General features: G+C 41.3%; 29 protein-coding genes. 15 read left to right on the forward strand and 14 right to left on the reverse strand.

Annotated features, from left to right (window positions below; translation table 11 throughout):
- The first annotated feature begins 56 nt into the window (after positions 1-56).
- Together ACXAGR_RS11875 and ACXAGR_RS11880 are read left to right on the forward strand one after the other, a co-directional pair.
- Entirely contained in the window at positions 57-602 is a 546-nt protein-coding gene (locus ACXAGR_RS11875; protein ID WP_474850470.1) for a hypothetical protein, read from the forward strand.
- 100 nt (positions 603-702) lie between these two features.
- Positions 703-969, forward strand: a complete 267-nt coding sequence (locus ACXAGR_RS11880) for an HU family DNA-binding protein (RefSeq protein WP_474850472.1) — start codon at positions 703-705, stop codon at positions 967-969.
- Positions 970-996: 27 nt separating this feature from the next.
- On the opposite strand, the gene ACXAGR_RS11885 is transcribed toward ACXAGR_RS11880, so the two are convergent.
- Positions 997-2025 carry a hypothetical protein gene (locus ACXAGR_RS11885; protein WP_474850474.1) on the reverse strand — a complete coding sequence of 343 codons (1029 nt, stop codon included), beginning with the start codon at positions 2023-2025 and terminating at the stop codon, positions 997-999.
- Between the two features lie 203 nt (positions 2026-2228).
- Between ACXAGR_RS11885 and ACXAGR_RS11890 the strand changes: the two genes are divergently transcribed.
- The 3 genes from ACXAGR_RS11890 to ACXAGR_RS11900 all read left to right on the forward strand — a co-directional run bounded on the left by ACXAGR_RS11890 (position 2229) and on the right by ACXAGR_RS11900 (position 6598).
- Entirely contained in the window at positions 2229-4643 is a 2415-nt protein-coding gene (locus ACXAGR_RS11890) for a PilZ domain-containing protein (RefSeq protein ID WP_474850476.1), read from the forward strand.
- A gap of 2 nt (positions 4644-4645) precedes the next feature.
- Positions 4646-5281: a hypothetical protein gene (locus ACXAGR_RS11895; RefSeq protein WP_474850478.1), complete on the forward strand. Its 636-nt coding sequence runs from the start codon at positions 4646-4648 to the stop codon at positions 5279-5281.
- A gap of 201 nt (positions 5282-5482) precedes the next feature.
- Complete coding sequence (locus ACXAGR_RS11900) at positions 5483-6598, forward strand: zincin-like metallopeptidase domain-containing protein (protein ID WP_474850480.1); 1116 nt, start codon at positions 5483-5485, stop codon at positions 6596-6598.
- Positions 6599-6637: 39 nt separating this feature from the next.
- Here ACXAGR_RS11900 and ACXAGR_RS11905 read toward each other — a convergent pair whose 3' ends face one another.
- The gene (locus ACXAGR_RS11905) at positions 6638-7384 is read right to left on the reverse strand and encodes an MBL fold metallo-hydrolase (RefSeq protein ID WP_474850482.1); all 747 of its coding nucleotides are present in this window, start codon (positions 7382-7384) and stop codon (positions 6638-6640) included.
- Positions 7385-7509: 125 nt separating this feature from the next.
- On the opposite strand from ACXAGR_RS11905, the gene ACXAGR_RS11910 reads away from it, so the two are divergent.
- Positions 7510-8028, forward strand: coding sequence for a hypothetical protein (locus ACXAGR_RS11910; RefSeq protein WP_474850484.1), 519 nt, complete (start codon positions 7510-7512; stop codon positions 8026-8028).
- A 48-nt stretch (positions 8029-8076) separates the two neighbouring features.
- Here ACXAGR_RS11910 and ACXAGR_RS11915 read toward each other — a convergent pair whose 3' ends face one another.
- From ACXAGR_RS11915 to ACXAGR_RS11940, 6 genes are all read right to left on the reverse strand, one after another.
- Positions 8077-9207, reverse strand: coding sequence for a PRTRC system protein D (locus ACXAGR_RS11915; protein ID WP_474850486.1), 1131 nt, complete (start codon positions 9205-9207; stop codon positions 8077-8079).
- A gap of 80 nt (positions 9208-9287) precedes the next feature.
- The gene (locus ACXAGR_RS11920; protein WP_474850488.1) at positions 9288-9605 is read right to left on the reverse strand and encodes a hypothetical protein; all 318 of its coding nucleotides are present in this window, start codon (positions 9603-9605) and stop codon (positions 9288-9290) included.
- A 123-nt stretch (positions 9606-9728) separates the two neighbouring features.
- Positions 9729-12233 carry a putative bifunctional diguanylate cyclase/phosphodiesterase gene (locus tag ACXAGR_RS11925; protein WP_474850490.1) on the reverse strand — a complete coding sequence of 835 codons (2505 nt, stop codon included), beginning with the start codon at positions 12231-12233 and terminating at the stop codon, positions 9729-9731.
- 137 nt (positions 12234-12370) lie between these two features.
- Positions 12371-12676 (reverse strand): 2Fe-2S iron-sulfur cluster-binding protein, encoded by a 306-nt coding sequence (locus ACXAGR_RS11930; protein WP_474850491.1) that lies wholly within the window; start codon positions 12674-12676, stop codon positions 12371-12373.
- Positions 12677-12688: 12 nt separating this feature from the next.
- Positions 12689-13663: a Dam family site-specific DNA-(adenine-N6)-methyltransferase gene (locus ACXAGR_RS11935; protein ID WP_474850493.1), complete on the reverse strand. Its 975-nt coding sequence runs from the start codon at positions 13661-13663 to the stop codon at positions 12689-12691.
- A complete protein-coding gene (locus ACXAGR_RS11940) occupies positions 13660-13920 on the reverse strand; it encodes a hypothetical protein (protein ID WP_474850495.1) in 261 nt (86 codons plus the stop codon). The genes ACXAGR_RS11935 and ACXAGR_RS11940 overlap by 4 nt, the downstream gene beginning before the upstream one ends.
- 118 nt (positions 13921-14038) lie before the next feature.
- On the opposite strand from ACXAGR_RS11940, the gene ACXAGR_RS11945 reads away from it, so the two are divergent.
- Positions 14039-14497: a hypothetical protein gene (locus tag ACXAGR_RS11945; protein WP_474850497.1), complete on the forward strand. Its 459-nt coding sequence runs from the start codon at positions 14039-14041 to the stop codon at positions 14495-14497.
- Position 14498: 1 nt separating this feature from the next.
- Positions 14499-15167 carry a thioredoxin domain-containing protein gene (locus ACXAGR_RS11950; protein WP_474850499.1) on the forward strand — a complete coding sequence of 223 codons (669 nt, stop codon included), beginning with the start codon at positions 14499-14501 and terminating at the stop codon, positions 15165-15167.
- Between the two features lie 134 nt (positions 15168-15301).
- Here the strand turns inward: ACXAGR_RS11950 and ACXAGR_RS11955 are convergent, their stop codons facing one another.
- Both ACXAGR_RS11955 and ACXAGR_RS11960 read right to left on the reverse strand, forming a co-directional pair.
- Positions 15302-15877, reverse strand: coding sequence for a ProQ/FINO family protein (locus ACXAGR_RS11955; protein ID WP_474850501.1), 576 nt, complete (start codon positions 15875-15877; stop codon positions 15302-15304).
- Positions 15874-16296, reverse strand: a complete 423-nt coding sequence (locus tag ACXAGR_RS11960; RefSeq protein ID WP_474850503.1) for a hypothetical protein — start codon at positions 16294-16296, stop codon at positions 15874-15876. Before ACXAGR_RS11960 ends, ACXAGR_RS11955 begins: the two co-directional genes overlap by 4 nt.
- Positions 16297-16334: 38 nt before the next feature.
- On the opposite strand from ACXAGR_RS11960, the gene ACXAGR_RS11965 reads away from it, so the two are divergent.
- The 5 genes from ACXAGR_RS11965 (at position 16335) to ACXAGR_RS11985 (ending at position 19814) form a co-directional block, all read left to right on the forward strand.
- Complete coding sequence (locus tag ACXAGR_RS11965) at positions 16335-16838, forward strand: restriction endonuclease (RefSeq protein ID WP_474850505.1); 504 nt, start codon at positions 16335-16337, stop codon at positions 16836-16838.
- An 81-nt stretch (positions 16839-16919) separates the two neighbouring features.
- Positions 16920-17411 (forward strand): helix-turn-helix domain-containing protein, encoded by a 492-nt coding sequence (locus ACXAGR_RS11970; protein ID WP_474850507.1) that lies wholly within the window; start codon positions 16920-16922, stop codon positions 17409-17411.
- A gap of 65 nt (positions 17412-17476) precedes the next feature.
- Entirely contained in the window at positions 17477-18538 is a 1062-nt protein-coding gene (locus tag ACXAGR_RS11975; RefSeq protein WP_474850509.1) for a hypothetical protein, read from the forward strand.
- Positions 18535-19092, forward strand: coding sequence for a hypothetical protein (locus ACXAGR_RS11980; RefSeq protein WP_474850511.1), 558 nt, complete (start codon positions 18535-18537; stop codon positions 19090-19092). The genes ACXAGR_RS11975 and ACXAGR_RS11980 overlap by 4 nt, the downstream gene beginning before the upstream one ends.
- A gap of 203 nt (positions 19093-19295) precedes the next feature.
- Positions 19296-19814, forward strand: a complete 519-nt coding sequence (locus tag ACXAGR_RS11985) for a hypothetical protein (protein WP_474850513.1) — start codon at positions 19296-19298, stop codon at positions 19812-19814.
- Between the two features lie 49 nt (positions 19815-19863).
- Here ACXAGR_RS11985 and ACXAGR_RS11990 read toward each other — a convergent pair whose 3' ends face one another.
- Positions 19864-21087: a tyrosine-type recombinase/integrase gene (locus tag ACXAGR_RS11990; protein ID WP_474850515.1), complete on the reverse strand. Its 1224-nt coding sequence runs from the start codon at positions 21085-21087 to the stop codon at positions 19864-19866.
- A 327-nt stretch (positions 21088-21414) separates the two neighbouring features.
- On the opposite strand from ACXAGR_RS11990, the gene ACXAGR_RS11995 reads away from it, so the two are divergent.
- Positions 21415-22371: a hypothetical protein gene (locus ACXAGR_RS11995; RefSeq protein ID WP_474850517.1), complete on the forward strand. Its 957-nt coding sequence runs from the start codon at positions 21415-21417 to the stop codon at positions 22369-22371.
- On the opposite strand, the gene ACXAGR_RS12000 is transcribed toward ACXAGR_RS11995, so the two are convergent.
- Positions 22357-23145 (reverse strand): hypothetical protein, encoded by a 789-nt coding sequence (locus ACXAGR_RS12000; RefSeq protein WP_474850519.1) that lies wholly within the window; start codon positions 23143-23145, stop codon positions 22357-22359. The two genes, ACXAGR_RS11995 and ACXAGR_RS12000, sit on opposite strands and share 15 nt — an antisense overlap.
- 152 nt (positions 23146-23297) lie before the next feature.
- On the opposite strand from ACXAGR_RS12000, the gene ACXAGR_RS12005 reads away from it, so the two are divergent.
- Positions 23298-23801, forward strand: a complete 504-nt coding sequence (locus ACXAGR_RS12005) for a DUF1064 domain-containing protein (protein ID WP_474850521.1) — start codon at positions 23298-23300, stop codon at positions 23799-23801.
- On the opposite strand, the gene ACXAGR_RS12010 is transcribed toward ACXAGR_RS12005, so the two are convergent.
- Both ACXAGR_RS12010 and ACXAGR_RS12015 read right to left on the reverse strand, forming a co-directional pair.
- Positions 23794-24792, reverse strand: a complete 999-nt coding sequence (locus ACXAGR_RS12010; RefSeq protein ID WP_474850523.1) for a hypothetical protein — start codon at positions 24790-24792, stop codon at positions 23794-23796. The two genes, ACXAGR_RS12005 and ACXAGR_RS12010, sit on opposite strands and share 8 nt — an antisense overlap.
- 15 nt (positions 24793-24807) lie before the next feature.
- Positions 24808-25773, reverse strand: coding sequence for a hypothetical protein (locus ACXAGR_RS12015; protein WP_474850525.1), 966 nt, complete (start codon positions 25771-25773; stop codon positions 24808-24810).
- Position 25774 lies beyond the last annotated feature (1 nt).

Below are 25774 nucleotides of genomic sequence, written 5' to 3' on the forward strand. Positions count from 1 at the left end.
TCTTCAGGTAAAAGCTTCGTAGATTCTCTAAAACAGATAATTAAGGCACCAGTCGCATGAGAAGATTTATTAATATGTCCTTAATGACTGCATGTGTTGTATTGTGCGCTTCGGGTTGTACGACAGTGGATGTGATTAGTGACAAGGAATATGCGGATGAGCATGTTATTACACTCCGGCAGTCAAAAGGTGCAGAGTATCTTTCAGCGATGTACCCGCTTAATCCTCAGTACATCGGATTTCCTTTTTTGTTTGATGGTGAGTATCTGTTCGAAAACGAGTTTGATGCAGCAAGGTTTAGCAAAAAGCATTTTCATTCGCACAATCTGCAATCTTACAGGCAGGTGGAGCGGCTTCTTGTGGATATGCAGTCAGGTTTCGTGGAGTCAATAGATGGCATCAGTGTATTTAAGGATTTGAATCGCAGGCTGCTTACTGAATTATCGGCATTTTCGGGGGCAGATAGTGTTCCTCCTTTCATGGTTGTTACGGTTTACGAATCCGTTGCTGACTCTCACGCTATTCTCATAATAGAAGATCCGAACACGGCTGTTATTCATGGTTTTGTGGAGACGGTATCCCGAGTGCCGCTTAACTATTAATCACCCTGTCTGGAACTGCCTTTAAAAGCGTCCTGTACTCGTGACAAGTCGCTTTATATGTGCTTGACTAAGGAAATCATAAAACAAGGACATATCGAAGATGAATAAATCGCAGTTAGTTGACAAGATAAGCTCAGGTGCAGACATTAGCAAGAAAGAAGCAAAATCCGCATTGGATAGTATCTTGTCTTCCACTCAAAGTGCATTGGCGAGTGGTGAGTCAGTGGTGCTTATCGGTTTTGGCACTTTTTCCGTAAAGGAGCGCAAGGAAAGGCAAGGTAAGAATCCTCAAACTGGCGAACCGATGACAATTGCCGCAGCGAAAGTGCCTACATGGAAAGGCGCAAAAAATCTGCTGACTAAATAAAATGAGGGCGGTTAGCCCTCATTAATTTTACCTAGATAATCCGTGTTGGTAGCCTGACGGTTCTGTAATGCTTTTTTTACTGATATGTGAAACTTTTTTTGATTCAATGATAAAGTTATTTACCTTTCCGTCCAATAGCTCCAGTTCGTCGATAATTTCCTCAGCATCAGATAAATCTGCACGTATCAACTTTGCGTCATGAAACCATTCGAAGGCAAAATCCTCCAGCTCTATTAGCAGCGACTTGAGTTCGTCTTCTTCTTTTCCCAGTGCAAGTGCTTTTGCATTGCAATCTTCAATAAGCTCCTCAACCTCAATACTTGGTGATGATTTATAAATCGATAGCAATGTGCTCTGCCTGATCTTCAAGGACTCTTCTTTAATTTTAAGAGCCTCTGCATAACCGGTGATGCTGGTTGCAAACTCTTTAAGTTGCTCGGTTGTGGTCACTGATTTTAGCATGTCAGTAGAGGTTGATGAGAAGTTCATTGCAATATTTTCATTGGAGACTGCTTTCAGGGACTTCTTTGACAATATCAGAGGAGAGGGGATTGATATCTTTCCCTCCTGCTTATTTGATTTTAAAATCATGCTCAAAAGCCCATGAAGCTTCAGTGGGTTTTCACTGGTAAGTGTGCCGCCTATTGTATTGACTTTCCCTCTTTCCCACTTGCCTGTAGAGCCGTCGTTATATTTCACGAGCAAGGTGCAGTAAAAAGGATTTTTCTTATTCTGAATAGCAGAAATATAATGATTTAAAGTTGATATGAAACGCTTTTCTTCATCACTTCGCAATAAGAGTCTTGGCACAACATAGCCATACGATTCCTCATCAGACTTAGGTGTAAGCTTGTATAAATTGTCTAATTGCTCAATGACACGATCAACAAGGTTCCTTGCAGGGTCTGCCATACCGTTTTGCATGAAAGTTCGAGAGCTTGCATTGCGCCGCAGAGCGCCATGACAAAGGCTTAATGTACTCTCATTGTATTTGCGCAGAGAAACGATACTTGAATCGGTTAAAGATGAAACACTATTGCTCATAAACTCACTCATAATAAAGTACCACTTAATTAGTAACACCATTATATACTATCTCTGGATTGCGCCAAACCCCTTTTGAGAATGAATGTTCATTTTTCCCGAATTTATGAGTGGCATATGGAGGAAAAATTGAATTAAGTTGCATATTTCTTGTTGCTCACTATAATCGGCTTTATATACGAAGTATTTTAAACAGCAGCAGTATCGGAGTTTTCATGTTAGTAGGCTCGAAACCTGAACTTAAGGCTACCTTGCAGAAGGTTGTATCAGCTCATCAGTATGATTATGGGTCTTCACGGCTTGGATGGAAAATTAAGAGAAGTCTCGGAGCAATATCCTCGCCATCCAATTGTTTTTTTGTTGAAACTCAGATCAGACGTCTTTCCAAGCCATGTTCGAGACTGATAGATCTGCGCCCGTTTTCATCTGTTGTAGAGTTTGAGCACTTCGAACATGAAGGAATGGAGCATATCCTTGATGCTGAAAGTAAACAAGAGTTTCACCGCCTTCTTGACGCATATAATGGTGAATATACCTTCGGCGTATATGAAGGTGTTATTTCCAATTTTAAGCTTAATAAGGAGTCCATCAGGGCTAATCAGGATACATATACCAACATAACTATCTCTCCGCTTCAAAATGTATTTAGCCGCTCAGAGGAGCGGATGAATCTTGGTGTTAGAATTCATGTGGTTGATGTTTCGAATGATTTTAAAGACTTAGATGCAGAGCTGTTGAACCATAAGGTGTCGACGCTACCTGTAAAGGGTAAGCCTTACATTGAAGCCGTGACTTCAAACATAAGTTTGTCAGGGCTAAAATTTAAGTCTAAAAAGGCTTACGCCACAGGCAGTATTGTGTTGGTAAGATTTACTGATTTTGAAAAAGAGTTTTGTTTTAAGCAGAAGTATATTGCATACAGAGTTGTTGCTTCCTTGAGCGAGAATGACTTTTTTTATACCGCACTTTCTCAACTTTCTTTGCCTTGTCATTCTGAGTTCGTTGCTTTTTCTAAGCGTTTAATCTTCGCAAACAAAAGGCGATATAAAGTAAGTATTGATAACACCGTAAGATCTGTAGAGAGTAAAGCACTTGAACAGCTTTACCTTTCGCGAAATGAGAGTTTGTATGTTCTTAATGACGGGCAGGGGGAAGTATCTCATGCCGTGTATTCAGACGCATCGACAATCTTACTTGGGTGGTTTGGCCACTTTGACAAGAGTCAGTTGCCGTCTCTTATTTTAAAGGATCGTCTTTTTGATAATGTCGAAACTGGAAAATCCTCTTGGTGGGTTGTGGTTCGTCGACGTAGCGCAGATGGCTCTCATTTATTCTTTAGTACCCTGATAAGTGATGATCTATCTGCTCGATTCGCGGTTTTTGCATGCAATTCAGAGGATGCATATATATTTAAAGTAGCCAGAAGCCAAGTATCCGAGCGTAGTGCATTCATTACCTCTTCGCTCCCGCGAGAAGTGCATAGAGAATTGGGCGGTGAAGATGTATATCGCTACTCTCCTCAATTGCATAAGCAAGCGGCCAAGTTTAGTGATGTGCTCTCTATTACCCCTGTCAGTATTTTTCGCAAAGAGAAGGTGCTTTTGTCTGACGCGCAGTTAACGAAGGCCAATGTTCAGGCCTGTAATTCTTATGCGTTAAGAAGGGATCGCTTTTCTTGCTTGAATGCCTCAAAGATTGAGTCCAGTGAGTTTAGAAAGGAAGATCGTTTTCATCTCTCAACGCCCATAGTAGTCAGTGTGAATGGTAAAATGTTTGAGGGTGTTACGCTGGATGTTTCCGTCCACGGTATCGCTATCAAGGCGAATGACGAAATGATATTAAGAAAAGGTGATGTCCTTGCTTGTGCATTCCCTGAACTGGCAGTAAAAGAAGCGGACTTTGATCTGAAAAAGGTCTTTTACAAAGTTATATCGTGCAAAGGTAATGTTATCAGAGCCGAGGCGCTTAATAATAAGGGATTTGTGGGTGTTGCTTTCTTTGATAAATTTATCGCTGAAAATATCGACAACCTGAAGGTCGTTGGATCTGCTGAGCCACACTATGGTATGAGACGCATGTTCAGGAATATAGCTGCCCACGCCCAGCCGACCATTCCTGCGTTTTTTACAAAAAAGGATGGCAACCCTGTAGTCAGGAAAGTTTCATTAAGTGATTGTTTGGGTGGTAATGCAAAAGCTTTCTTTTCGGAGCATCATGGTGAGACATCAAAAGCTTTTCGGGATGTGTTTTTTAGCAAGTCTGTACTGAGTCAGGTTTCAAAGATTTTGCATTCGAAAGACAAAGACATGAACCACAGCTTTGTCATGGCGGTGGTATCAAAAGGTCATGAAGTCAGTGGTGTCTTTGTGTCAGAGGAAAACATACCGCTTGATGCGATAAAAAAATTCTCAGATCAAACTGAAGGTTCTGTATCTGTATTTAACGTTTCTGTGGCGAGCAAAATAAGAACGTTTAGTAAATACTATCGTGATGAATTGCGCTATCTTGAAGATTACTCTCTCTTCAAAGCACAGCGGCTAAATAACCAGATTGCATCCCTTATAGGCTATCTTGATTTAACAGACATCACAGATTTATATGAGATGTTTACCTGCTCTGGTAAACAATAATTATGTCTGGAGTATCGGAACAAGTCCAGCCCATTGGGTTAGTAGGCAAGGGGATGAAAATATTTGCTCAGGCACATTTCAGTCTGGCTGGTGAATTATTGTCGTTTTCCTTTGGTACGGACTCATCAAACATTGCTTATCAGGTCGATCAGTGGGGGGTGGACTGCTACGGTACGCCTGATGATCCTCTTTTAGAGGAATGCTTGGTCAGATTAACGCAGGTGCAGAGAATTTCACGATCTTTATCAGATAAGACTGTGCTTAATATGGCTGACCTGCTTACATTGAAAAAATACGGACTTAATGCCTCTCAGGTTAATTTTCAATTAAATTCACAGTCATTAACTTCTGTATTCACGATTGCAGCCCCCTCGCTACTTTTAGAACAGATAAATCTCACTCAACAACGGCTTAGGGAAGTCATTTCCAAAGGGGCTGTTACAGGCGGTGAAATAGCTTGGCGAGAAAAAATAGGAGAACTTACCGGCTCTGTAAGAAAATTATTGGGGGTGATGCAAGACCAACTTGTTTGTACAAGTGCTCGGCAGTCTTCTGATCAATCTCTTACTCCTATCGTATCAGTTAAAGCTCAGAATCCTAAGGTCGCATTATACACCTACTATTTAACTGTAGAATAATCACACTACCACGCCATAATTAATACATGGTATAATAACCTTGGTTTATGTGACGCTATAAGGTATTTATATGTGTAATAGTATTTCTGTGTCTGATGACGACGTTTTTGATTCTGATATTGTATTAGTAAATGCGATTGATAAGGAGGAGGTTCTTCCTGATCTTTGCTTTGACGAATTCCCCTCTCAGGAGGAACTCTAATGCCAGCAAGAAAAAGCTTTAAGAAAAAAGCGGTAAAAGTTGATGTATCGCAAAAAGTAACAGACGCAATTCTTGATAATCTGAAGAGTGGTGTCATACCATGGGTACAACAGTATAAAAATTCGGATTTTGCATCCCCCACCAACCTGTTCACCGGCAAGGGATATACGGGCCTGAATGTATTGCTTGGTATGATGATGAAAGACAAGCATCAGTTTGAAAGCAACGCATTTTTAACGTTTGCACAAGCAAGTAAAGTAGCAGGGATCTCCGATGAAGATATGGCAAAGGTGAGAGATAAGAGTAACAAGGAATTTTCACTATCTTCTGTAAACCATCCCTTGAAAGGACAGAAATCTTGCGGGTTTGTCGTTTATAATTCCCCATTTTATAAGGATCGTCAGGGCGCGAAATGGCAAAAGGTCGAGAATGGCAGAGTCAGAACAATACCTACGCAGAAAGAAATAAGAGAAGAAGGTATTTCTGAGCGTTGGTACGAACAAACATACAGCGTGTGGAATGTTGAGCAGATGTCTCATGTACCAGAAAAGTGGATGGAGAAAAGAAATAACGCAGGATTAATAGTAAATGAGGATGTCCTGAGAAAAACTCAAGATGAAAGGCTTAGGCATATTGTGCAGAATATAATTAAAAAATCTCCTGTAAAGATAGAGCATTCTCATCTCCATGAGCCAGATTTTGACAGAGAGAAAGATGTTATTACCATGCCGAGGATTAACGCCTTTGTCTCTGATACCGGTTATTATCGTGCTCTTATGCATCAACTTGTACATTGGACGGGCGGAGAGGGTAGACTCAATCGACCTGTTCAAAATAAGAATGGTGAATATGACATGAAAATGATTGCAGAAGAAGAACTGGTTGCAGAATTAGGCTCAGTGTTTCTGTGCCTAAAATCAGGTGTGGATGCATTTAGTGCTACCAACATTCAGTTTCATTCCAGTATGGTTAATACATGGATTTCTCTGCTTGAGGATAATAAAAAAGCAATCAGTGTAGCAGCCTCAAGAGCTGAAAAGGCAGTGGGCTATCTTGAGAAGGCCTTAAAGATGGAGTTTTCAAAAGAACTAAAGGAAAGTGCTTTAGAATTGTAAGTATCCTAATACTAAAAATGGAGGGCATTACAGCCCTCCCTATAGTATGTATATCTGCTCTTCCGAAGCAAATTTTATATTTCTCTGCCTCAGTAAATCTCGATCAGACTCACTATGGAGATGATAAAATACCATCTGCTCTCTCCGCTCATCTCCGTAAGCATCCAGCTCATCAAGGTAGGTGTGGGAAGGTTGTTTCCTAATCGAAAGGTCGTGAAATATTACCTCGCCTTGAGCGCCATACATGTTTAATGCTTCTGGGATTGGCTTCGTGTCACCAGTGAAGACAAAACGACCTCTTAGTGCTATACCGAATGAAAATTTAGGTGCATGGTGACGACCCTCAAAAACATCAAAATATAGACCTTCATACCAAAATCCTTCGTTTACCGGTATAAGTTGAAAAGCGTCAAAAAAATTCACAGCACCCTCAGCAATTAAGTTGGTAAAACATGCGTGAATGCTCTGTAGTTTGGGAACTAGTTCTGCATGCACAAATAGCTTGATAGGGGGGTTGCCGGAAAAAAAGTTGCTGTAAAAGAGGGATTGAAGGCCACCTACATGATCTAGGTGAAGATGAGTTATATAGACAGCATCCGGCATTCTTTTGTATCTACATAAAAACGCTTGATGGGCAGTAAATCCGTAATCAAGTACCATAATTTTGCCGCTAGGTAGCGTTAGCGCTGCTGACGAGTTACCAAACTCTGTACTGCCTGCATTGCCAGTCCCTAAAAACTGTAACTGTATACTTTTTTTACTGTTATCTTTTAAGTTTTTACTCATAGATACCTCTTATTAATACTCTGTATATTCTACAGTATTGCTGTTTGCGCACAATACTATTCTTGCTTATTGGAGGATTATCTATTAATTTGAAACAGTATTCCTGACTTACACGGTTAATGATTATGGTTTCTGTCGAAAGTGTTACCCAGCAAGACTCACTCAATCGGATTTCTCTTTTGATAAGTAAAGCGGATGAAAGCGTGATCAGTGAGATTGAAAAGGTGAGGGTTAGATTTCCCGATGCTGGGTTGGAGGATCTTTTATTTGATGCAAGCTATTATCATAGGTATGTTCTTGCGAAAGCCTTGCTGAGGATGGGTGCGAAGCCTTACCTTTCTTTAAAGGAGCAGTCCGCGCTTGACTACGCCATTGATACTCATGACATTACTCTTATCGATCTATTTTTAACATCAGCATTAAACTCTGATGAGATCAGGAGGGTCGCTGATCAAATTTGCTTGTCTAATATATCCTCCGAAACAGGGAAGTTAACAGGTAAACGAAAGCTTGCCCTGCTACTGAAGCTATATGAAACAACAGATGAAGATCTTAAGGAGTATCATCCAAGCCGTGAAATAAAGTACCTGAATGGATTAGTAAAAGGTAAGAGTGAAGCGGAAATTCAGAAGCATTTAAGATAAAAAAGCGGGGGCTGTGTTTAGCCCCCGCGAATTTTCAACAAAGCATTTTTATTTTAACTGAGAATCCTCGCGTAAAGCATCCAGCATTCCCCAGTAAGCAAATCCAACGAGGTTTGCAAAAATACCACTGTCAAGAATGGTGATATCGTGCTTGGGAAACTGTTGCTTTAATGAATTGAGGAACAGTCTTCCTGAACCACCACTCAATACAACCTGACTAATATCTTTCGAATTTCCGATAGCGTTAAGCATGTAGTTCATTGACGCCTCAAGCACGGGTTTACAATTCATGATATGTGGTTCCAGAGAGAACTCTTTGCCGTACATTACTACTTTTCGCTCTGTCCCATCTGTCCGAGGCTTGTGAATAGCTAGAGCATGATCGATATCGTCAGCTTCTTCAAAGTCGATATTTTGAGCTTTGTTCAGTCCCTGAATAATTGTATGTATGATTGAACTCATACCGCCAGCTCTAGCGCCACTGCGCTTGTCCATAACGATGAATCCGTTGGTTACAAGAAAATCGTAGGTCAAATATCCGGGATCGACAATCAACGTTTTTGATCTGTTGAATATATCAAACTTACCGGAAGTGATTGCATATTCGTAAAGTCCGCCTAGTGGCTGGGGAATGACTTTAACGTTATTAATGGTGACTACTGTTTCACCAATCTTGTGCTCGCCGACTGTTATTTTGGTGATCCATTTAATATTCTCTTCTGTCATGTCCGTTACAGGGAGACCCAGAATAAGATCATCAATAACGGGCGTCTCCATGTAAAGCAGCGCACCGTAGAAAAGAACTCGCCAGTTATCGGTCTTAATGAAATTATTATGCAAAGCTCGAACGTCGTTTGGCCCTTTAATTTCGGGGGTGGACGGGCCAACTTCCCAGCTAAGGCCACTCCACTCGATAGATTTAGTGTCGCGGTTTTGAAAAAATCCGCCAGAAAGGTTACTTGTTTTGCTTTGAACTGGCAGGCTAGGGAAAAGGTCGCAAATAGGCAGGCCATTTTTGTCAAAACCCTTTTGATACTTCGTAAAACCGTATCCAATATCCAGCGCCCTGACGACACGCTCTCGTTTGAGAACAGGGAGTTCAGCATCGGCAGGCATGTTGAGAAACGCGGACACTACATCTTTACTAAAACGACTTTCAATTAGCTTCTGAGTTAACATAATACAACCTTAAACAAATAAATTACACTTATAATATCACTTACACGCTTTTTTGTCAATGAAAGGCTCAGATATTGAGCCTAGTGAATCATTAATTCTGGAGTGGAGACTGTTCTGTTTGCTTGAAAGAGATAAGCTTTAATCTTGTCATCCTGTATCTCCGCTTCGAACTGAGATCTTGCGATAATGGTTTTAACTTTTTCCTTCTCTTCTGCCGTAAGCTCTTCAGGTGAATTGCTTCTGTTCACCAGTGCCATTTCTTCTCGGGAGAGGGGGGTTATTTCCATTTTCAGCTCCACCATAGTTTTTGCGTAAAATTCCGCATCTTCCAGTGAAGTCTTCATGGTGCTGAGCAGATCGTCTAACTCTGTTTCAAATTCATTGTTAAGTGGCTTCATTTTCCACTCCAGTTGCTGTTGTGATTAAAGAGTACCTTTTTGAAATAGGATAATCAAAAAATTGGCCGTATTTTTTGCTTTGATTCAATCACTTTTACGGATCTAAAAACATACAATGGTATATTATGATGCGGCTTTCAATGCTCTGCGGTATTCACCCCATGTACTTGCCTTCTCTGGCTTATGGATGTGGTATCCTTGAACATAATCAATTCCTAGTGTTTCAAGCATAGCTTTGGTCTCTTCATCTTCTACAAACTCAGCAACACAATGCATTTCCAGACGGTGAGCCAAGGTTAGCATGTTACTAATGATCTCTCTGTCCTTTTCGGATCTAACCGCGTTCTTCACAAAACTTCCGTCAATCTTGAGGTAGTCAGCGGGAATGCTTTGGATGTAATTAAAGGTTGAGTAGCCGCTCCCAAAGTCGTCTAAAGCAATGTTAAATCCCTTTATTCTCAGAAGATTAATGTTCGAAACTACTGTATTTAAGTCGCTTATTGCCATCGTCTCTGTTACTTCAAAAACAATGTCCGACATCTCTATTTTGTAGAAATCCGCGTAACCTATTATTTTTTCAACCTGACTTTTGTCTTTGAGTGTTTCTGCGCTCAAGTTGATAGACACTCTTGAAGATAATGTGCCATCAAGAATCTTTTGAAAGCTGTGGGTAACGACCCATTCATCTATATCCTTCATCAATCCAAAGGTTTCTGCTACCTCGAAGAACTTGTTAGGGGGGTAGAACCCTCCCTTGTCATCTTGCATTCTGAGTAGAATTTCAGTGTGAAGAGGTAGATTGTTGTTCAGAGGTTGAATCTCCTGAACAAAAAGCTCGAAGCGATCATTGGCTATTGCATTTTTTATTTTGTTTATCCAGATGGGTGCCTCTCTGTAGAACATGATATCTGTATCATCGGATTCGTAGAGCTTAAAAACAGATCCGTTCTTTTTAGCAGTCATTGCAGCTAAGTCTGTCTGTTGTAAAAGCGCCCTAACGTCCTTGCTCTTTCCATTGCTGATACACTTGCTGGCACCGATACTTGCAGATACACCAATTTTTGTGTCGCAGTGAGTGATTCGATAGCCTTTAATGGCAGAGTAAATTGAAGTCAGCGAGCTGGTTACTTCGGCTTCTGTTTTATTGCTAAAAAGAATGACGAATTCATCACCACTCATTCTGCCAGCTATGTCATCTTGATCAAGGTGGCCACTGATTAGATGCGCCAGCTCCATGAGGATCATGTCTCCGACATCATGCCCTGCGGAATCATTTAGTATTTTGAAATTGTTGATATCAATAAGAGCAAAATAATGATCAGCGCCTACAGGGGAGTCCTTTATCTTTGCTTCGGATAACTCGGTAAAGTAATTTCTCGTATACAAGCTTGTTAGTTCGTCAGTGATAAAACGGGAGCTTACTTTTTCTTGAAGTGCTACTAAATCTGACACGTCTGCAAATGAAATTAGAGTTGCTGGATTGTTTTTCAGCAAAAAATCTGTCTTGGTGCATTTGAATGCCTTACGTACATTATTCTTATTCAGTATTTCGATTACGTCACCGTCATTAGGGATCTGTTTCCAGATTGTTTTTACTGTTTTTCCAATGAGATTGGCCTCGTCGGACAGGAAGTTATCTTGAAATGCGGGGTTTTCAAGAATTATTCGGTTGTCAGCATCAAGCACTACGAATGGGGATTCAAGTGCATTGAGAGTATCAGTATGTATGGTCAGGTGATGTTCTATTGAAGCTATCTTTTTATTGATTGTCTCAACAAGGTTGCGGAATATCCCATATGTCTCAGGGCAGTCTATTTCGGTTAAAGTTTCTTTTTTATCAAGTACACGTAATAAGTTTTTATGCGGCAAGTTTATGGATTGCTCTGAAAAAACTCTGTACAAAACAAGAATTCCTCCGCTCATCAGTATGGCAAGTGCAAAATCCATCGCTGATGCTGTTATAGCATGATCAGCAAAAATACTTGAAGGGGCTGTGTATAGTGGAGATGCGCGTCCGCCGCTGTAGACCTTGTTCGAAGTTTTATTCTTAAGTCCAAGCCAGTTGCTGGTCTCTGCGGAAACTAACTCAACCCCTGTTTGCTCCACCTCATATACAACATTGTCTAGTCGACTACCGAAATAAATCTTACCAATAAGTTCTTCTGATGAAGACAATATATCCCTAGAGGATATCGAATAGTAGTGACCGTCTTTCAGTAAGATATCTGATTCTGGTAAAATTTTGTTTAAGCTGTTAAGAATGTCAGTATTTTCACCAGCGGCATCAAATGCATTCCAGATCGCCGCTGAAGTCCTTATTGACACTCCGGAAAAGCTCTCTGATTCTACGGCGAATATATCAATGCCTAAGTCTTTACTGTAAGCGAAAACCTCGCTTATAACGGAAGGTGTAAAGTCAGTTAATAAAAAAGAGGCTTTATTTAACTTTTGATCAAGTATTTTGGTGCTTTTACTCAGCTCTTGAATTAAAAGCTTTTCTGCTGATACCGCTTTGTTTGCATACTGCCCCATGCTCTGATAGGCGCACGCAAGCATAAACAGGGTAGCCCCTGCAAAGAAAATACCCGATACCCATCTCTTGAAAACTGGCACCTTACGAAGAGCCATAGGAGTGTCCTCAAATATTGTTGTTGTAATATAAAACGCCCTAAGTTTATCGCCAATGGTAATAGTTGGCAACAAATAGGGCGTTTATTTTATCCAATACTGGCGGAGAAACAAGCGCTTGCACAAAGTATGAACAACTAGAAGCCGTATTCAATTTCTATAGTGGACGATTTTATCTTAGTTGAGCACGCGAGAGTTTCATTATCATCCATGCATAACTCTTTAAATGCATCTTCGTTCATTTCAAATTCGCCATCAACCACCTTTACCTTGCACATCCCGCAGTACCCACCACGGCACTGGCATTCAATTGCTTTAATTTCATTGCCATGTTCATCTTTCTGGCCAGCGACATGATCGTTAACAATGTCAAGTAGTGAGGTGCCGTTGGATGTATCAATACCCGAGAGCTTAACTTTATGAATAATCCTTGCAAAAGACATAATAAATACCCCTTATAAATTACATTTATTTCTGTAAACTATTGATTCAAAGATACCAATCCGCTTCGACCCACCGCCTACTAGGTATTTATGAATAAAGGTGTCATTACTAAAATGACTCCAGTACTTAATAAAGGCTTCATTTGTGGGTTTGCCACGTCGGACTGACTTGTTGAGATACTGGCATTTGCTCATGGTGTTCTCACCAACTGTCTCGTGGATGGTGATTTTAGGAATTACAAAATCGCTGTGCCACGTAGTAAGGGTAAAAGCGCCTTTCGAGTTGTCCAGACCTTGAAATAGCGACTCTTCCTCTGCCATCGTCCAGCCAGTGTAGTACTGGGTGTTACGCCCGACATAGGGTGGATCGCAGAAATAGTGAGCGCGAGGGTCGTCAGCGTGTTTCTTTATGGCTGAATTGAAATCTGCGACCTCAAAATGCCAGTCATTTTGACGGATAAGGTTGGAAATTCTTGCAAATGACTCCATCAGGCTGTCGATAAGGCTGTCAGTTAGTTTTTTGTCGTTTTTGCAATAGGGAACATTGAAGCCTGATTTTTTACTGAATCTGACTACCCCATTGTAAGATGTCCGGTTTATCAGTAAGAAGAGCATGGGATCGCCGGACTCATTGAATTCCTTTCGTATTTTTAGATAGTGCTCATTACCAAACTTTGCGAATTGTGCTTTATGATAATTTAAGGCTAATGCAAGTGAATTGAGCGTAATGCTGCCGTCCTTCATGCCGCGATATAAGTTAATTACATGGGGGTTGATATCATAGAAGAATGCTCTTTTTGGCGCTAAGTTAAAGCCTACAACGCCAGTTCCCATGAAAGGCTCCACCCATATTGAATCCTCACTAAGGCCAGCTTTAAGTACGGACTTAGCTATGCGTGGAAGTAGGTCAAACTTAGCTCCCTGAATCTTGTGAACAGGCCGGAAATATCCGGCATCCTCTTTACATGTTTTGATAGCGATGGTCATCGTGAGACCACCATTTTTCTGCGCATTTTATTGAGGAACAATTGGGGTAGATCAAAAATTGAAATAACAAGACTAGCGGTGCCGCCGATAAGAAACCACAATGGATTATTCCACCAGCTCTCCTGAATCTGCAATACCCCAGTAACTCCGAGTATGCCGTAAATAACGCTTGCAGTAGCAAGAATCTTGTCAATGAAATTAATGGCTTTAAGCTGACCATTTTCCGCATGGTTTGACTGCGTGGATTTTTTAAACATAGATAAATACCTCTTAATGGAAACACTATGATACCACTACATAGGGGGGTAGCAACAAACTTTATCTTGATTTAATACTTCATATAATTAAAATGGTTCGATATTTCAGGAGTATTTTATGGTTATAAAGAGATATACAGCCGCCATCGCAGTGCTGACGCTCGGCTTGCTGGCAGATGTTTCGGCAAAAGAAGAAAGCTTGGTTTCGGCGCAGCATACGTATCAGATAGGTCGAGTGTTTGATACTTTATCAAGAATGGAAAGGGCTGGTGCAAAGGTTGATAAGTATGGCCTTTCTTCAGCCTCAATTTCTTTTGGCAACAAACATGCGACGATTGTAGATAAGCGTCTTGCAGATCTCATAGGCGATATGAAAGTTGAGCTAAAGGGGCTTGAAGCCACTTTTTATGCCGATAAAGAGAGTTCTGTAGTGAGTATGGATTCTTATAAGGCAATGAAGCAGCTGGATATGGCAGTTTCCTTCCGAAAGGGGGTTCTCCCTTGCACAATCAATGATTCGGATGACTGTAAGGTTTTTGTAATTCAAGTATCGGCCCCACGTTCAGAGGATAACTAAAATGGCTAAAAAAAATCTTTCCACTATTGCAGGTATTGCACTACTCGCTGCCGCTGGTGCGGCAGGCACAGCAGGTTGGTTGATGTCATCCCCATCAGTTTCGTCCACCACTGAGCCTGTTGCTAATACTGAATTGACTACAATTACTGAGGGTAGGGACTATATGGTCATAGAGAAGGTTAGGGGCGTGCCTGCTGACTCGGTAGTTGAGCTTTTTTGGTATGGATGCCCTCACTGCTACAGTCTTGAACAATTTATGGCATCGGAAAAAACTGATTTATCGCAGAAAAACTGGCAAATTAACAAATTTCATGTTCCCTCGAAAGATGGATTTATTGGATTTGATTTCAATATATGGGTGTCGCTGCGACAAATGGGGTTGGATGAGACCGTTGGCAGGGAGTACATGCAGGCGTTGCATGAAGATGGCTTGGACAGAAAAAATGCTGCCAAGTTTCTGGAGTCAAAGGGGGTTTCTATTGAAACGCTAGATAAGCTGAAGGATAGTGATGAAGCCAAAAATATCTTTGCATTTGTGTCTAAGTTTACTGCAAGTGGTGAGGTCAGCGGAGTTCCTGCGATCATTGTAGGAGGCAGGTATCTCGTGAATCCCACGGCAGACTTCCCCAAGGTGGTGGATCACCTACTGAGTATGAAAAAAGCTGAGTAAGAGATTTATCAGCAAGTGGCATGGTGACGAAAAATAAGCGGTAACCTTTATGGGTAGCCGCTTTTTTAATAACCTATAGAGCTGGTTATCCACAGAAACTGTGGGCTTCCTGTGGATAAATTAAGGTGCGTACTCTATTTTTTCTTTTGACTGTTTCGAATTTTTGAGAACAACTGCTTGATTTGCTTAATAGCAATTTCCTGCTGTTCTTTCGTAACTCTGCCGTCACTCTTGTTCGCCGCGTTATACCGCTTCTTTCCTTCGCAAATGCAAGACAGATACTGATGTGAGTTGCAGTAAAAGTACAGACCAAGCCTTACTTTCTTCTTTGAGACGGGCAGATCTGCAATGGCCAGCATTTGCTCTCGAATTCCAATTGCCAGTGGCTTCGGGTTGCTTAGATTAAAGAGCTTAGGAAAGTGCTTTTCCAGCTCTCTCAGCGCAAGTTTGTGTTTGTTTGTTGAGTCAATACTAAATCTCTGTCTCGCATCGTGCCTATTTTTATTCGCGTTTGCATGTTTTTTAGCATCCTGACAGAATCTTTCGGCAATTCCACCTGAGGGTGGCCTTTCCGAGTCTTCTCTTTTCGCTTTATTTACGACGATCTTTAGCTTTCTCTTTCTGAGTGATTTACCTATGTCACCGACGTCTTTGACTGAGTGCTCTACGGGGCTTCTCTTGCGAATAGATTTAAGTGTTATTGTTTTCATGAGAGGTTCTCTGGGTTTGTAGCTTGCATAAAAATCTCTTCTAACGTTCTAAAATTTCTCAATGGCGTAATCTTTCCGTTGATATCCGCAACTCCGGAGGAGAACGATAGCGCAATGGATTCGCCGAGTTGAATTTCGGAGCCACCAAGCTCTTCTCTTCTAAGTGGCTTACTTGCTCTGTATTTAGTTACTAAAGAATTGATGATGGAATATTGGATCGGCTTTAATCGAATCCTGTTATCAATAACGGCGAACGGCATGTCCGGCTCCTGCATTAAGGCAAGTGCAAGTCTGGCCAACTCTATGGTGCCAGCTCTAAATAATGCCACGTTATTGGCATCCATCACGACAAACTCTGTGCCGCCCCAGCCTGAATTCATTTTGATGGAAAAAGGGTTTGCTGTCGTATTCATTGCCATTATAATACTTCATAAATATAAAGAGAGCTACTTATTTTATGGTAATTTCTGACTGGATTTCTCTGTCTATAGCGAAGATGCAGTATTGTGGATTGTGTAGCAAAGATTATTACTGTCTGCTGTATTTTTTTGCCGTCCCTGTAATTCTCTATCTTGCGTTTGGCCGAAAAAAAGTACTCAGTGCCGTGAGAAGGGATGGAGGGTTTAAGAATATAAACTGGAGTCAACTAGAGGTACTTGCAAAAGAATATTATAAAGAGAAGGGGTATCGTGTAAAAAGGCAGGGTGGTGCCCAAGCTGATGGAGGAATTGACTTGATTGCAAAAAAGGGGAGTGTATCTGCTTTAGTTCAAGTTAAGCATTACTCTAAGCCTGTTGGCGTCAAGATTGTCAGGGAGATGTTGGGAGTGCTGATGGATAACAGAGGGCAGTTCAATGAGGTTCATATTGTGACAAGCGCCAGATTTACTAAACAGGCTATGGAATTGGCCTCCAGACACTCCGTAACATTAATAAATGGGGCGCAGCTACTTAAAAAATGAAAATTGCCCTGAAGAAAAAATTAACGTAGTATTATATCATTACGTATTATCTATTTGTTACAACAGCATGAGAAGAGCATTATGGCATGTCATCTCCGTTTGATTAGTGGAGGGAAAGATGATTCTTTACCTTATAAGGATTGCGCTAAAATTCCCCCTAAGCTTCCAGAGGTTAAAGGTAAGATTCGTCCCTTTGAGGGCTTTTCTGATGCCGAGGTTGAACTGACGCATCGGGTTAGAAGTTTATTTATGCGTGGTGAAGATAAGTGGGGAGGGTGTTCTGGCGCGGCCCAAATTATGGGGATATCTCAGGCGATGCTGAACCTGTACTTGTCTGGAAGGAGGGTGATTGGAGCATCTGCTATCGAGCTTTTCTGTAAGCTTTTTGAATGTCATTCTTCTGATCTGTGCGCGGAACTTTCTGTTTCTGTAAAACTTGATTTTGAAAATCTCGCATATGCTTCCTCAGAACTGCGCAAGGCGAAACAAATGATTGGACTGCTTGCGTCGACACTGGAAAAGCAGAATACGGACTTGGCGTTAATTTTACGAAAGACTAAAAAAGTGATGTAGAAGGGTGACGAATCTCTTTTCATTAAGTACAATTCCTTAACGATTATATTTAAGAGGTATTTTAAGTGAAGGTAGTTTTAGCTGGTTTATTGTTGAGTTTGAGTGGATTAGCTACCGCTTCTCCAGAACGCTGTAATTTTGAAAATGTAAAAGGCGAGCTTTTTGAGTTTGCCAGCCCTTCGCCAGTAACGGTAAGGGCTGATGTAATGGTAAAGATGCCGAAGCACCTTTATCCAAATTGGTTTAATGAACTTAATGGTAATAGCCAGATTTCTTCGGTTGAGTATTTTGGAAGGCAGGGTAAGTTGCAGACCAGTAAGCCAGTAAAGATCTCAACGGAAAATACCCTTTCAGATAAGTTCAACTCGACGAATGTTCGGTATTATTCTGCGATTGCGGACAATTGTAAGCAGGTTTACCTAAGGGTCGATGAGTCTGATTTCCCTGAGTATTTTTCTGCTGACAGGGAGTTTTCCCCCATGGTATTCGACTTTCTTCAGCAAGAGCGATGGGCGGGTATCACCTTACTTGATAACTTCGGTGATTTGCAAAGACAAAGGGTTGATACGCTGACTGTCCTTCCGGAAGGAAATGGAGAGGTTGTTTTTATTAATGAGTTGGGTACGGATGCTACCCGCCTTTCCCGTTATGAATCTGTGAAAGTATTAGATGCTGAAATGAAACCTCTGGTTCTGTTCGGTAACTTTCTAAGCAATTATAAGATTCGTGTCTCATATCAGGGTGAAGAGGGGTATATTAACGGCGACTACCGGTTTGTTACCAACGGAAATCCTCTTTTGTCCGTGCGTCCTGAGTATATGAACACTGTTGCTTCCGGTCACCTTGCATTCGGTATGAGTAAGGATGAAGTGCTACTGTCCTTCGGCCTACCTGAATCTGCTCATTCTATTAATGTGTACAATACTGATGAGGGTTATGTTACCGACTTTAATGGTAAGTATGCCAATCGAGGTCTGGAAAAGGTGGGAGAGATTAGCTATTGGAAATATGCTGGGATAGAACACACATTGGTCTTCGGTTTTACGGGGCACCTTGATGAAGAACGCCAGCGGTTTACGCGATTTGATCCTACCGGACTCCCGCCATTTATGGATGACATCAAATGATTAAAAAAATCTTCCCTGCTATGAAGATACTAGGTCTTCGGTTTTCAGCATTTCTGTTTGATATGATCGCATTATCCTTCTTTATAACGCTGTTTCTCATTATCGTAATCGATACCCTTAAGTTAGATATTAAGGCTGTGGAGGTAATGCGTAGTCAGGCATACGATGATAGTGTTGTAAAATCGATAACGTATCTATTCTTTATCGGATTTTATTATTTTGTTCATCTATTGTTAAAGAAAAATACATTTGGCATGTTTCTTACGCATTTGAGCTTTGCAAGAAAGCCAGCCGTTGCTAAAAAAGGCAAAGAAAACAGCGAAGTAGTCCCGAAATCCGATGAGGTTAAAGAGAGCGCAGGTGTGAAGGTTAAATTTATCGGCTTTTTAAGCAGAATGGGGGATGTGTTTATTTTTTGCTCTATCCAGATGATTAATGTGTTTTTGCTGGGTTTATTTACTGTGATACATGCATTTGGCAAGTCAGAGCTGCCTTTACAGGAGAAGTATTCTGGCATTTTAATTGTTGGTAAAAAGAGTCTGAGTAAGATGTAAGACATGTCCTACAGCAGAAAAATATTAAACAGCCGTTATGTACTGAATTATAACGGCTTTTTGTTTTTCTCAAGAAAAACTTTAAAAAAAACTGAATGTAATTTGACGTATCCTTTACAGGCAATATAATAGCTTTGAGGTTAAGTGATCCATTGTTGGATTTCTGAGGTAGAGCCACTGGCTCACATTCAACGGAGTAGAGAATGAACAGTTCTGTTGTTTGTCGTGAAGATTCTTTTGAATCGTTTGTCGATAAGGATTGTTATGCGGGCAGAAAAGAAAGCGTAAAGCGTGTGTCTGTGCTATTAAGTCAATTGAGTGACTGCTGTAACTTGTATTTTTCGAGTAGAGAGTACAATACACTCACGGTTCTAAATTCACATGATGATGAGATGTGCAGCTTGCTGGACTCTCAGAAGCGTAAAATGCCTATTGTGGTTGAAATGGCGATGTCTCAAGCGTCCGCATTGTCAAACTTCATGTTGGTAAAAGGTGACCACGCTCACGCCGCTGTTTTAAAAGAAGCCTTTGATGTGGCTATGATGGATCTGGAAAATGTCTTTATTTCATTGCATAAGATTCAGCTTGGGCATGTCTATCTTATGCAGAAGTCAGCGTCAGAGGCTAATGAAGTTGCGTCATCGGGGTTTTATGAACTCGACTCTAAGATAACCAGTTATATCGCTGAACTCTCATCTATGGGTGATATGGTTTGGGATTAAACCTTGGGTTTAAGCTAAAAAGCGACCTGAGCGGTCGCTTTTGCATTTTTTACATTGGTAGTCTGGTCGAGGCTTTCCGCTTATCCTCTTCACTAACGTGTGTATAAACAGCCGTTGAGCTTAAATTTTCATGCCCCATCAGTTCCTGAACTGTTCTCATGTCTTCTTTGTTTTTGAGTAGAGTGGTAGCGAAGGTGTGGCGAAGATCATGCGGAGAGAGTCGGGTAAGGCCTGCTTCTTTGTACCGTGAAACAACTACATCGTAAATAGCTTGAGCAGTGACGGGACTTTGGGTGACTTTTCCTCCCTTGAGGATGCGCGTGAAGATTGTTCCTTCATAGTGTCTTCCTCTTAGATCGAGCCATGTTTCTAACATATCCACTGTCCGTGCGTTGAGTGATTGCACCCTTACCTTGTTGCGCTTTCCTAGTATGCTCATGGTGCCTGACTTTGAGTCGTAGTCCGACAATTTCAGCGTCGCTGTCTCAGACCTTCTCAAACCTAGCCCGTATGTTACTCCGATAATTACGGCATCTCGCAAAGATTTGGGGTCATCTTTAAATAAGCAGTGATCAATCAACCGATTAAGCTCTTGTAGTGATAGCGCTCTTCCTTTTTTGTGGTGACTGCCTGTAGCGCCCTTGATCTCTTTAATATTTTCAAACTCTTTGCTGTTAAGTGAGCCTAGCTTGTATGCGTATTTTGCAACACCTTTGAGTGCAGATAGGTAAGTGTTGAGTGTTTTGGGACTCATGGACTTTTCTGTCAAAATATTCTGAATGTGATGAATGTCGCTGAAGCTCAAATGACCCCAGTCGTATTTGTCGTGGTCATTAATTTTGCCATCGCTTAGTATTCCTACAGATTGATTTAATATCGATGTCATCGATTGTCTGCTGCCGGAACTCTTCAGGGATTTGACATAGGCTGACGATGGGCAGTTTTCAGAGAGTGCTAGTTCGTTCTTCATACTGCTGTATGCTTCATTGTAGTCAGGCAGCCTTATCTGACCTAGTGCGTACTGAAATCGCATAACCTTATCAATGTCTTTAAGATGTGATTCTACGCTTTCAGGTGTCTCGCCAGATGCTTTCAGTGTCTTTATAACTAGTGATACTGCATCATAATTGATGTTCGCCCACAGGTACTCTGTGTGCCTCTGTAGCGTGCCTCCGGATAAAATGCAGGCAATGCGATTTAATCTGGTTAGGGAATCTTCTTTATCTTTCTCGGATGGCAGAGTGGAGAGGTATAAATTTGAAGCCTGCGTCATCACTTTCTCCTTCAAAGTTCGCAACAAGTATCGGTAAAATAATTTCTAAAGTAAAGCCGATATGGTCGGATAAGAAGCAGGCACAGTGCTTGCGATATATAGACGAACTATTAATCAAAAAGATTAAGTTCGCATATAACTTATTAAAATATACATTTTAATAAGTTATTATATGCTGATAAAACAGTTACTTGTGTCAATTTATATATTTTATTAAACGTCTCACATCATACTTATGATTTGTTTTGTTTAGGTAAAATATTGCATAGGGCTTGCGTGAAAATGAGATAACGGTAGAATAGTCTTGAAGTTAAGGATTATTTATATATGACACCAGAATTAATCAAACAGATAGCAGATCAAGCCTGTGACGAGACCGCGCTTGATATGTACCTTTCTTTGGGTGCCATGATGGCTAGCTATCGCTCATGCTTTTTAGGCCAGCAGGCGCGTTCTTTTTCATCTGAAGATTTTGATATCTTGCGTCGCTGCCAGATTGGTTCTTTAGATTTTGGTCAGGATGAAAGAGGCGACGTATATGGCTATTTCTGCATACCGATAATTCTTAGTGATATTCAATCTGTGGATTATTACCCCGTTGTTGAAAACCTAGATCCTGCGGCTCTGGTTCAGCAACTTACTAAATTTGCAGTTATTCCCGATGCATTTGAGATTGCTCCTGTAGTTCTTCCCAAACCAACACTCTTTGGTGGAAATGTCTTTACAGCGTTTGATGTCTCTCGACATGCGTTCCCGTCGTCGGTTGAGAGCGGACTGTTAGATGAAAAAATGTTGGCAGCGGACTCTGAGGGGCAATTGGTATTTTATCTTGTTGGAAGAGAAAAGTATGGTCTGTCCGGAATAAGCTCCTCTCAGTGGTCAGAAGCCATTACATTCTATCAAGAACTTGTATCGCGTTGTTGCGGTGTTTCAGTTCAGGTCTTAAAGCCAAGGGCAATGTCACAGGAGTACTCAGAAACGTTGTTTCGTGATGTCAGGGCCAGAGTGGAGTCCCAGTCGAGTGCTGATGCTCTTAATTCCATAAAAATCGCAGACCTTATTAAGCTTATATACAATCCGGAAGAGCGGACTGTGGTTGTTGTTTTCAGGGCTTTTGGTGAGGATGTGGCCTGTATTGATATGGGAGTTGTATCTGATGTGGAGCAGCGTAATCTAATTGATGCAGGTCTTCGTGTGTTTGCTGATTACGCTGTGCGCTCTTGTGTAATGGATACTGAAAGTAGAACTAAGTCTCGCCTCGGTGGTAATTTAAAAATCGTCTGAAGCCGACTCACAGAAAATTTTTTGAAGAACCGCATGGTGCTCGATTAGTCGGTGCCATTTTGGACTTTGTTGATAATTCTCCACTATCCAGCTTATTTCGCTGGCCACCTCTCCTATCGTACCGCCGCACAGCAGAGATGTATGGATGAACTTAATGTATGCTTCCAGAATCAGAGATGGCATCTTTGTCATGATGTCGTTTTTAGATGTAGTCTGAACCCCTTGATCATTTAATTTATGCAGTCCCTGTCGTAAGATCTGAAGAGCCATATAAGGCATGTCGAAAAGAAATTCAGGGTCGTCATCCATGGCCACCATTCGACAACCACCTGCCAGCTGAGTAAAAATCCCGCCTTTTTGAGCTATGTAGTAGAGATAGGCTATCTTATCCCTTGGGTGTTCAATGTCGAAGTTGTTATCTATAAAGTTTACCAGACTGTAATCTCTCTCCTCTATATAAGAAGGGTCTGCTGCAAACTCTTTGTCGATTCTGCTTTTTATATCCGGCCTGATATGTGCCAGTATTGTCTCTATGTTATTTAAGCTTAATTTTCTGACGAATATTTCTGCGACTTCATTGAACGTGTGGAATGTATTTTCCGACACCATTGAGCATAGAAAAGGCACATGAATTAGTTTGTTGTTGCCACCGGAGAGAAGTATTAGCCGCCCAGCGGAGAGCGTTGTACTGTCACTTGTGGCTGTTGTGAGGACATCATACACAGACTCTTTTGAGAATGTCCGACATTTATTATTCTGAATAAGTATGGTCATGGTTTGTTCTGTTTATTTATTTTAGCGCTATTTCCTTTAATAAGGTAAGTCATAAGGGCATAAGACTCAAACAAATATTTGTTATTTTTTGCCCGCCGCATCTCCGGCTGATAAAATACCCGAACTATAAAAAGTTACTTTTTGGTATTATTATGTCTGAATCTATTAGTTTAAAAGACTTTAGGAGTATGCTGGAGAGGGGTGAAGCCAGTCTGACCCGTGGAAAAAGTAAGTCAGGTACTCGAAGAATGAAGCTTCCGGCTGAATCGTCCGCAGTAAAGAAATTCAAAGAAGAAGGAAAGCAAGCTACTCGCTCAGGTAAGATGAACGCAAAGCGCGTTTCTATTAACGGTATTGAATTTGATAGCGTGGGCGAGTCACAGAGATATTTATTCCTTAAAGATATGCTAAGAAAGGGAAATATATCTGGTCTGGAACTTCAAAAAAAATTTCAGTTCGAGTTAAACGGAGTATTAATTGGATCTTATAAAGCCGACTTTGTTTATACTCTGACATCGACAGGAAAAAGAGTGGTTGAGGACTTCAAGGGATATAAAACTAAAGAGTACCGCAGAACAAAAAAAATGATGCTGGCCTTTCATGATATAGAGATATTCGAGTCCGTTCGAACATCTCTGTCGGAACTGCCTAGTTAGTGCAAATTTCCCATTTTAGGTGTTCACTTGATGTGGTTGAGCCAGCACTTGTATTGTCCAGCATATTAGCGCCTTCAGAGAATCCCGTTTTTGAGCCAGACTCACTTTCTTGCTCATCCGCTGGATTGCTTCGATTTGAATAAGAATAATTGTAGGAATAAATTCTTGTTCCTTGATAGTACCACTCTTCCGTCTCCGAATTGGTTTCCCACATGCCATACTCGCTGTGATCATGTCTGTATATTTCAATGTAGTTGTCATTGTCATATAAGCAATTATCTTCTTCAGTTACCGGTGGCTCTATATCAGGCATGTCGCAAGCTGACCCGCATTCATCATCCCAGATTCCGGCAAGATAGTCCGCATTTTCTGAAGTGCTGATTTTCGCATCTCTTCGTGCTTTTGCGTCTTCCATCTTCGAGGCTAATGAACTATGACCCTCTGCTTTTTCAGTATTCAGTATTGTAATCAAATTTTCAGCCGCTGTTTTGGCATTCGCGGCAGTATAGTCAGCTTCACGGGCCGTGGTGGCGTTCAGAGAGCCTATCATGCTTTCGATATTGGAGCTGCGTCCATGGTTGGCGTCTGATAAGGTCGATTTTTTATCATCCAGAATAGCACCATAATTGGTTTCAAAGGATTGATAGTCAAAACCATCTTTGGTGACTGAAGAGTTATATGCCTGTTGCTTTTCTCTGAGCTTTGTTTCTTCCATTGATTTCTTCAAAGCTTCGATTTGACTGGCGCTAGACTTATTTTCTGAACTCAGTTCGCTGTCTTTTTGGCGGCGAACTGTTCCTTCTAGGGTATCATCAAGGTCTGACGAATACCCTTGTCGGAGTGTTTCAAATGGGTCTACCGCCCCGCTTTTGAAAGCGGAGTAAGCCCCTTCAGCTTTTGACTCAATGTGAAGGGAGGTCTGATTCTGATCAGCAGTGACTGATAATGCCGTGCTGGAAAGAATACAGAGTGCTAATAATTTTAGTTTCATGTTGATATTCTCCGTTTATTCTTCACAGATTTCCCAGTAAGGGGCGTTTTTGGCAGAGTGTGTCTTGTTTTCTTGCCAGCTCCCTTTGGTATATGTCGTGCCGTTGTATGTAACGAATGCCCTTTCCCCTTCTGCTTCGTAAATTTTTACATTATTGACATACCATTGTTCGTACCTTCCCCATTCCGCATAGCCCGCTCCTGTATCTGCTTTAGCAAAAATATTTCGGATAAAATTTTCACTGTCATATAGGCATCCGGAGTCAGTATCGTCATCACCTGTCTCTGGCGGAGGAACAACTGGCAGATCGCATGACTCACCACACCCTGCATAGCTGCCCGCAAGATTAGTGGCTTCATCCGAGTATCCGCCGTCCAGTTGTGCATATTTTTCTGCACGAAGAGCCTGAATCTCACTTCTTCTTGCATCAAATTCGGACTTGGCTAATATAACCATGTTGCTCGCTGCCTGATTCAAGTCAGAATTAAGACTATCTGTGTAAGACCCGACGTAATCTGCATTCTGATATAGCGCGTTTTTCATATACCCCCGTCTTGCGGCCATCGTGTCCTGCACATCATCTTTATTGGCCTCAACTATAGCTTCATAATGCGATGAAAAGCTCGCAGCATCCGCATCGCTTTCAAAGTCATACGTAGAGTATAAGTCTGAAATAGCTTCCGCTTTGTCAGCTCTTTCTCCCTTTATGTACAGAATGCCGTTACCGCCGTTGTCGCCCCTGTACATTTCTCCAACTTCTTTAAATGCTGGGGAAATGACATCTGCGAACTCGTCAGCATGACGGTCTTTATAGTTGTCTACAACGGCTTTAAACGGGTCTACACTCACCTGTCCGGAGTTATACTTCTGAAAGTAACTCTCTGCATTGCCCATGGCGTGCAGGTTTTCCTGAGCGACTACATTCCATGACCCAGTAGTCATTACTGCGGTAGCTAAAGCAATTTTTGTAAACTTATTCATA

The organism is Alteromonas sp. ABH4_457, from assembly GCF_056160625.1.

Bases quoted from the DNA above. Each gene is read 5' to 3' on its own strand.
- ACXAGR_RS11875 (WP_474850470.1), top strand. From the start codon at position 57: ATGAGAAGATTTATTAATATGTCCTTAATGACTGCATGTGTTGTATTG.
- ACXAGR_RS11880 (WP_474850472.1), top strand. From the start codon at position 703: ATGAATAAATCGCAGTTAGTTGACAAGATAAGCTCAGGTGCAGACATT.
- ACXAGR_RS11885 (WP_474850474.1), bottom strand. From the start codon at position 2,025: ATGAGTGAGTTTATGAGCAATAGTGTTTCATCTTTAACCGATTCAAGT.
- ACXAGR_RS11890 (WP_474850476.1), top strand. From the start codon at position 2,229: ATGTTAGTAGGCTCGAAACCTGAACTTAAGGCTACCTTGCAGAAGGTT.
- ACXAGR_RS11895 (WP_474850478.1), top strand. From the start codon at position 4,646: ATGTCTGGAGTATCGGAACAAGTCCAGCCCATTGGGTTAGTAGGCAAG.
- ACXAGR_RS11900 (WP_474850480.1), top strand. From the start codon at position 5,483: ATGCCAGCAAGAAAAAGCTTTAAGAAAAAAGCGGTAAAAGTTGATGTA.
- ACXAGR_RS11905 (WP_474850482.1), bottom strand. From the start codon at position 7,384: ATGAGTAAAAACTTAAAAGATAACAGTAAAAAAAGTATACAGTTACAG.
- ACXAGR_RS11910 (WP_474850484.1), top strand. From the start codon at position 7,510: ATGGTTTCTGTCGAAAGTGTTACCCAGCAAGACTCACTCAATCGGATT.
- ACXAGR_RS11915 (WP_474850486.1), bottom strand. From the start codon at position 9,207: ATGTTAACTCAGAAGCTAATTGAAAGTCGTTTTAGTAAAGATGTAGTG.
- ACXAGR_RS11920 (WP_474850488.1), bottom strand. From the start codon at position 9,605: ATGAAGCCACTTAACAATGAATTTGAAACAGAGTTAGACGATCTGCTC.
- ACXAGR_RS11925 (WP_474850490.1), bottom strand. From the start codon at position 12,233: ATGGCTCTTCGTAAGGTGCCAGTTTTCAAGAGATGGGTATCGGGTATT.
- ACXAGR_RS11930 (WP_474850491.1), bottom strand. From the start codon at position 12,676: ATGTCTTTTGCAAGGATTATTCATAAAGTTAAGCTCTCGGGTATTGAT.
- ACXAGR_RS11935 (WP_474850493.1), bottom strand. From the start codon at position 13,663: ATGACCATCGCTATCAAAACATGTAAAGAGGATGCCGGATATTTCCGG.
- ACXAGR_RS11940 (WP_474850495.1), bottom strand. From the start codon at position 13,920: ATGTTTAAAAAATCCACGCAGTCAAACCATGCGGAAAATGGTCAGCTT.
- ACXAGR_RS11945 (WP_474850497.1), top strand. From the start codon at position 14,039: ATGGTTATAAAGAGATATACAGCCGCCATCGCAGTGCTGACGCTCGGC.
- ACXAGR_RS11950 (WP_474850499.1), top strand. From the start codon at position 14,499: ATGGCTAAAAAAAATCTTTCCACTATTGCAGGTATTGCACTACTCGCT.
- ACXAGR_RS11955 (WP_474850501.1), bottom strand. From the start codon at position 15,877: ATGAAAACAATAACACTTAAATCTATTCGCAAGAGAAGCCCCGTAGAG.
- ACXAGR_RS11960 (WP_474850503.1), bottom strand. From the start codon at position 16,296: ATGGCAATGAATACGACAGCAAACCCTTTTTCCATCAAAATGAATTCA.
- ACXAGR_RS11965 (WP_474850505.1), top strand. From the start codon at position 16,335: ATGGTAATTTCTGACTGGATTTCTCTGTCTATAGCGAAGATGCAGTAT.
- ACXAGR_RS11970 (WP_474850507.1), top strand. From the start codon at position 16,920: ATGGCATGTCATCTCCGTTTGATTAGTGGAGGGAAAGATGATTCTTTA.
- ACXAGR_RS11980 (WP_474850511.1), top strand. From the start codon at position 18,535: ATGATTAAAAAAATCTTCCCTGCTATGAAGATACTAGGTCTTCGGTTT.
- ACXAGR_RS11985 (WP_474850513.1), top strand. From the start codon at position 19,296: ATGAACAGTTCTGTTGTTTGTCGTGAAGATTCTTTTGAATCGTTTGTC.
- ACXAGR_RS11990 (WP_474850515.1), bottom strand. From the start codon at position 21,087: ATGACGCAGGCTTCAAATTTATACCTCTCCACTCTGCCATCCGAGAAA.
- ACXAGR_RS11995 (WP_474850517.1), top strand. From the start codon at position 21,415: ATGACACCAGAATTAATCAAACAGATAGCAGATCAAGCCTGTGACGAG.
- ACXAGR_RS12000 (WP_474850519.1), bottom strand. From the start codon at position 23,145: ATGACCATACTTATTCAGAATAATAAATGTCGGACATTCTCAAAAGAG.
- ACXAGR_RS12005 (WP_474850521.1), top strand. From the start codon at position 23,298: ATGTCTGAATCTATTAGTTTAAAAGACTTTAGGAGTATGCTGGAGAGG.
- ACXAGR_RS12010 (WP_474850523.1), bottom strand. From the start codon at position 24,792: ATGAAACTAAAATTATTAGCACTCTGTATTCTTTCCAGCACGGCATTA.
- ACXAGR_RS12015 (WP_474850525.1), bottom strand. From the start codon at position 25,773: ATGAATAAGTTTACAAAAATTGCTTTAGCTACCGCAGTAATGACTACT.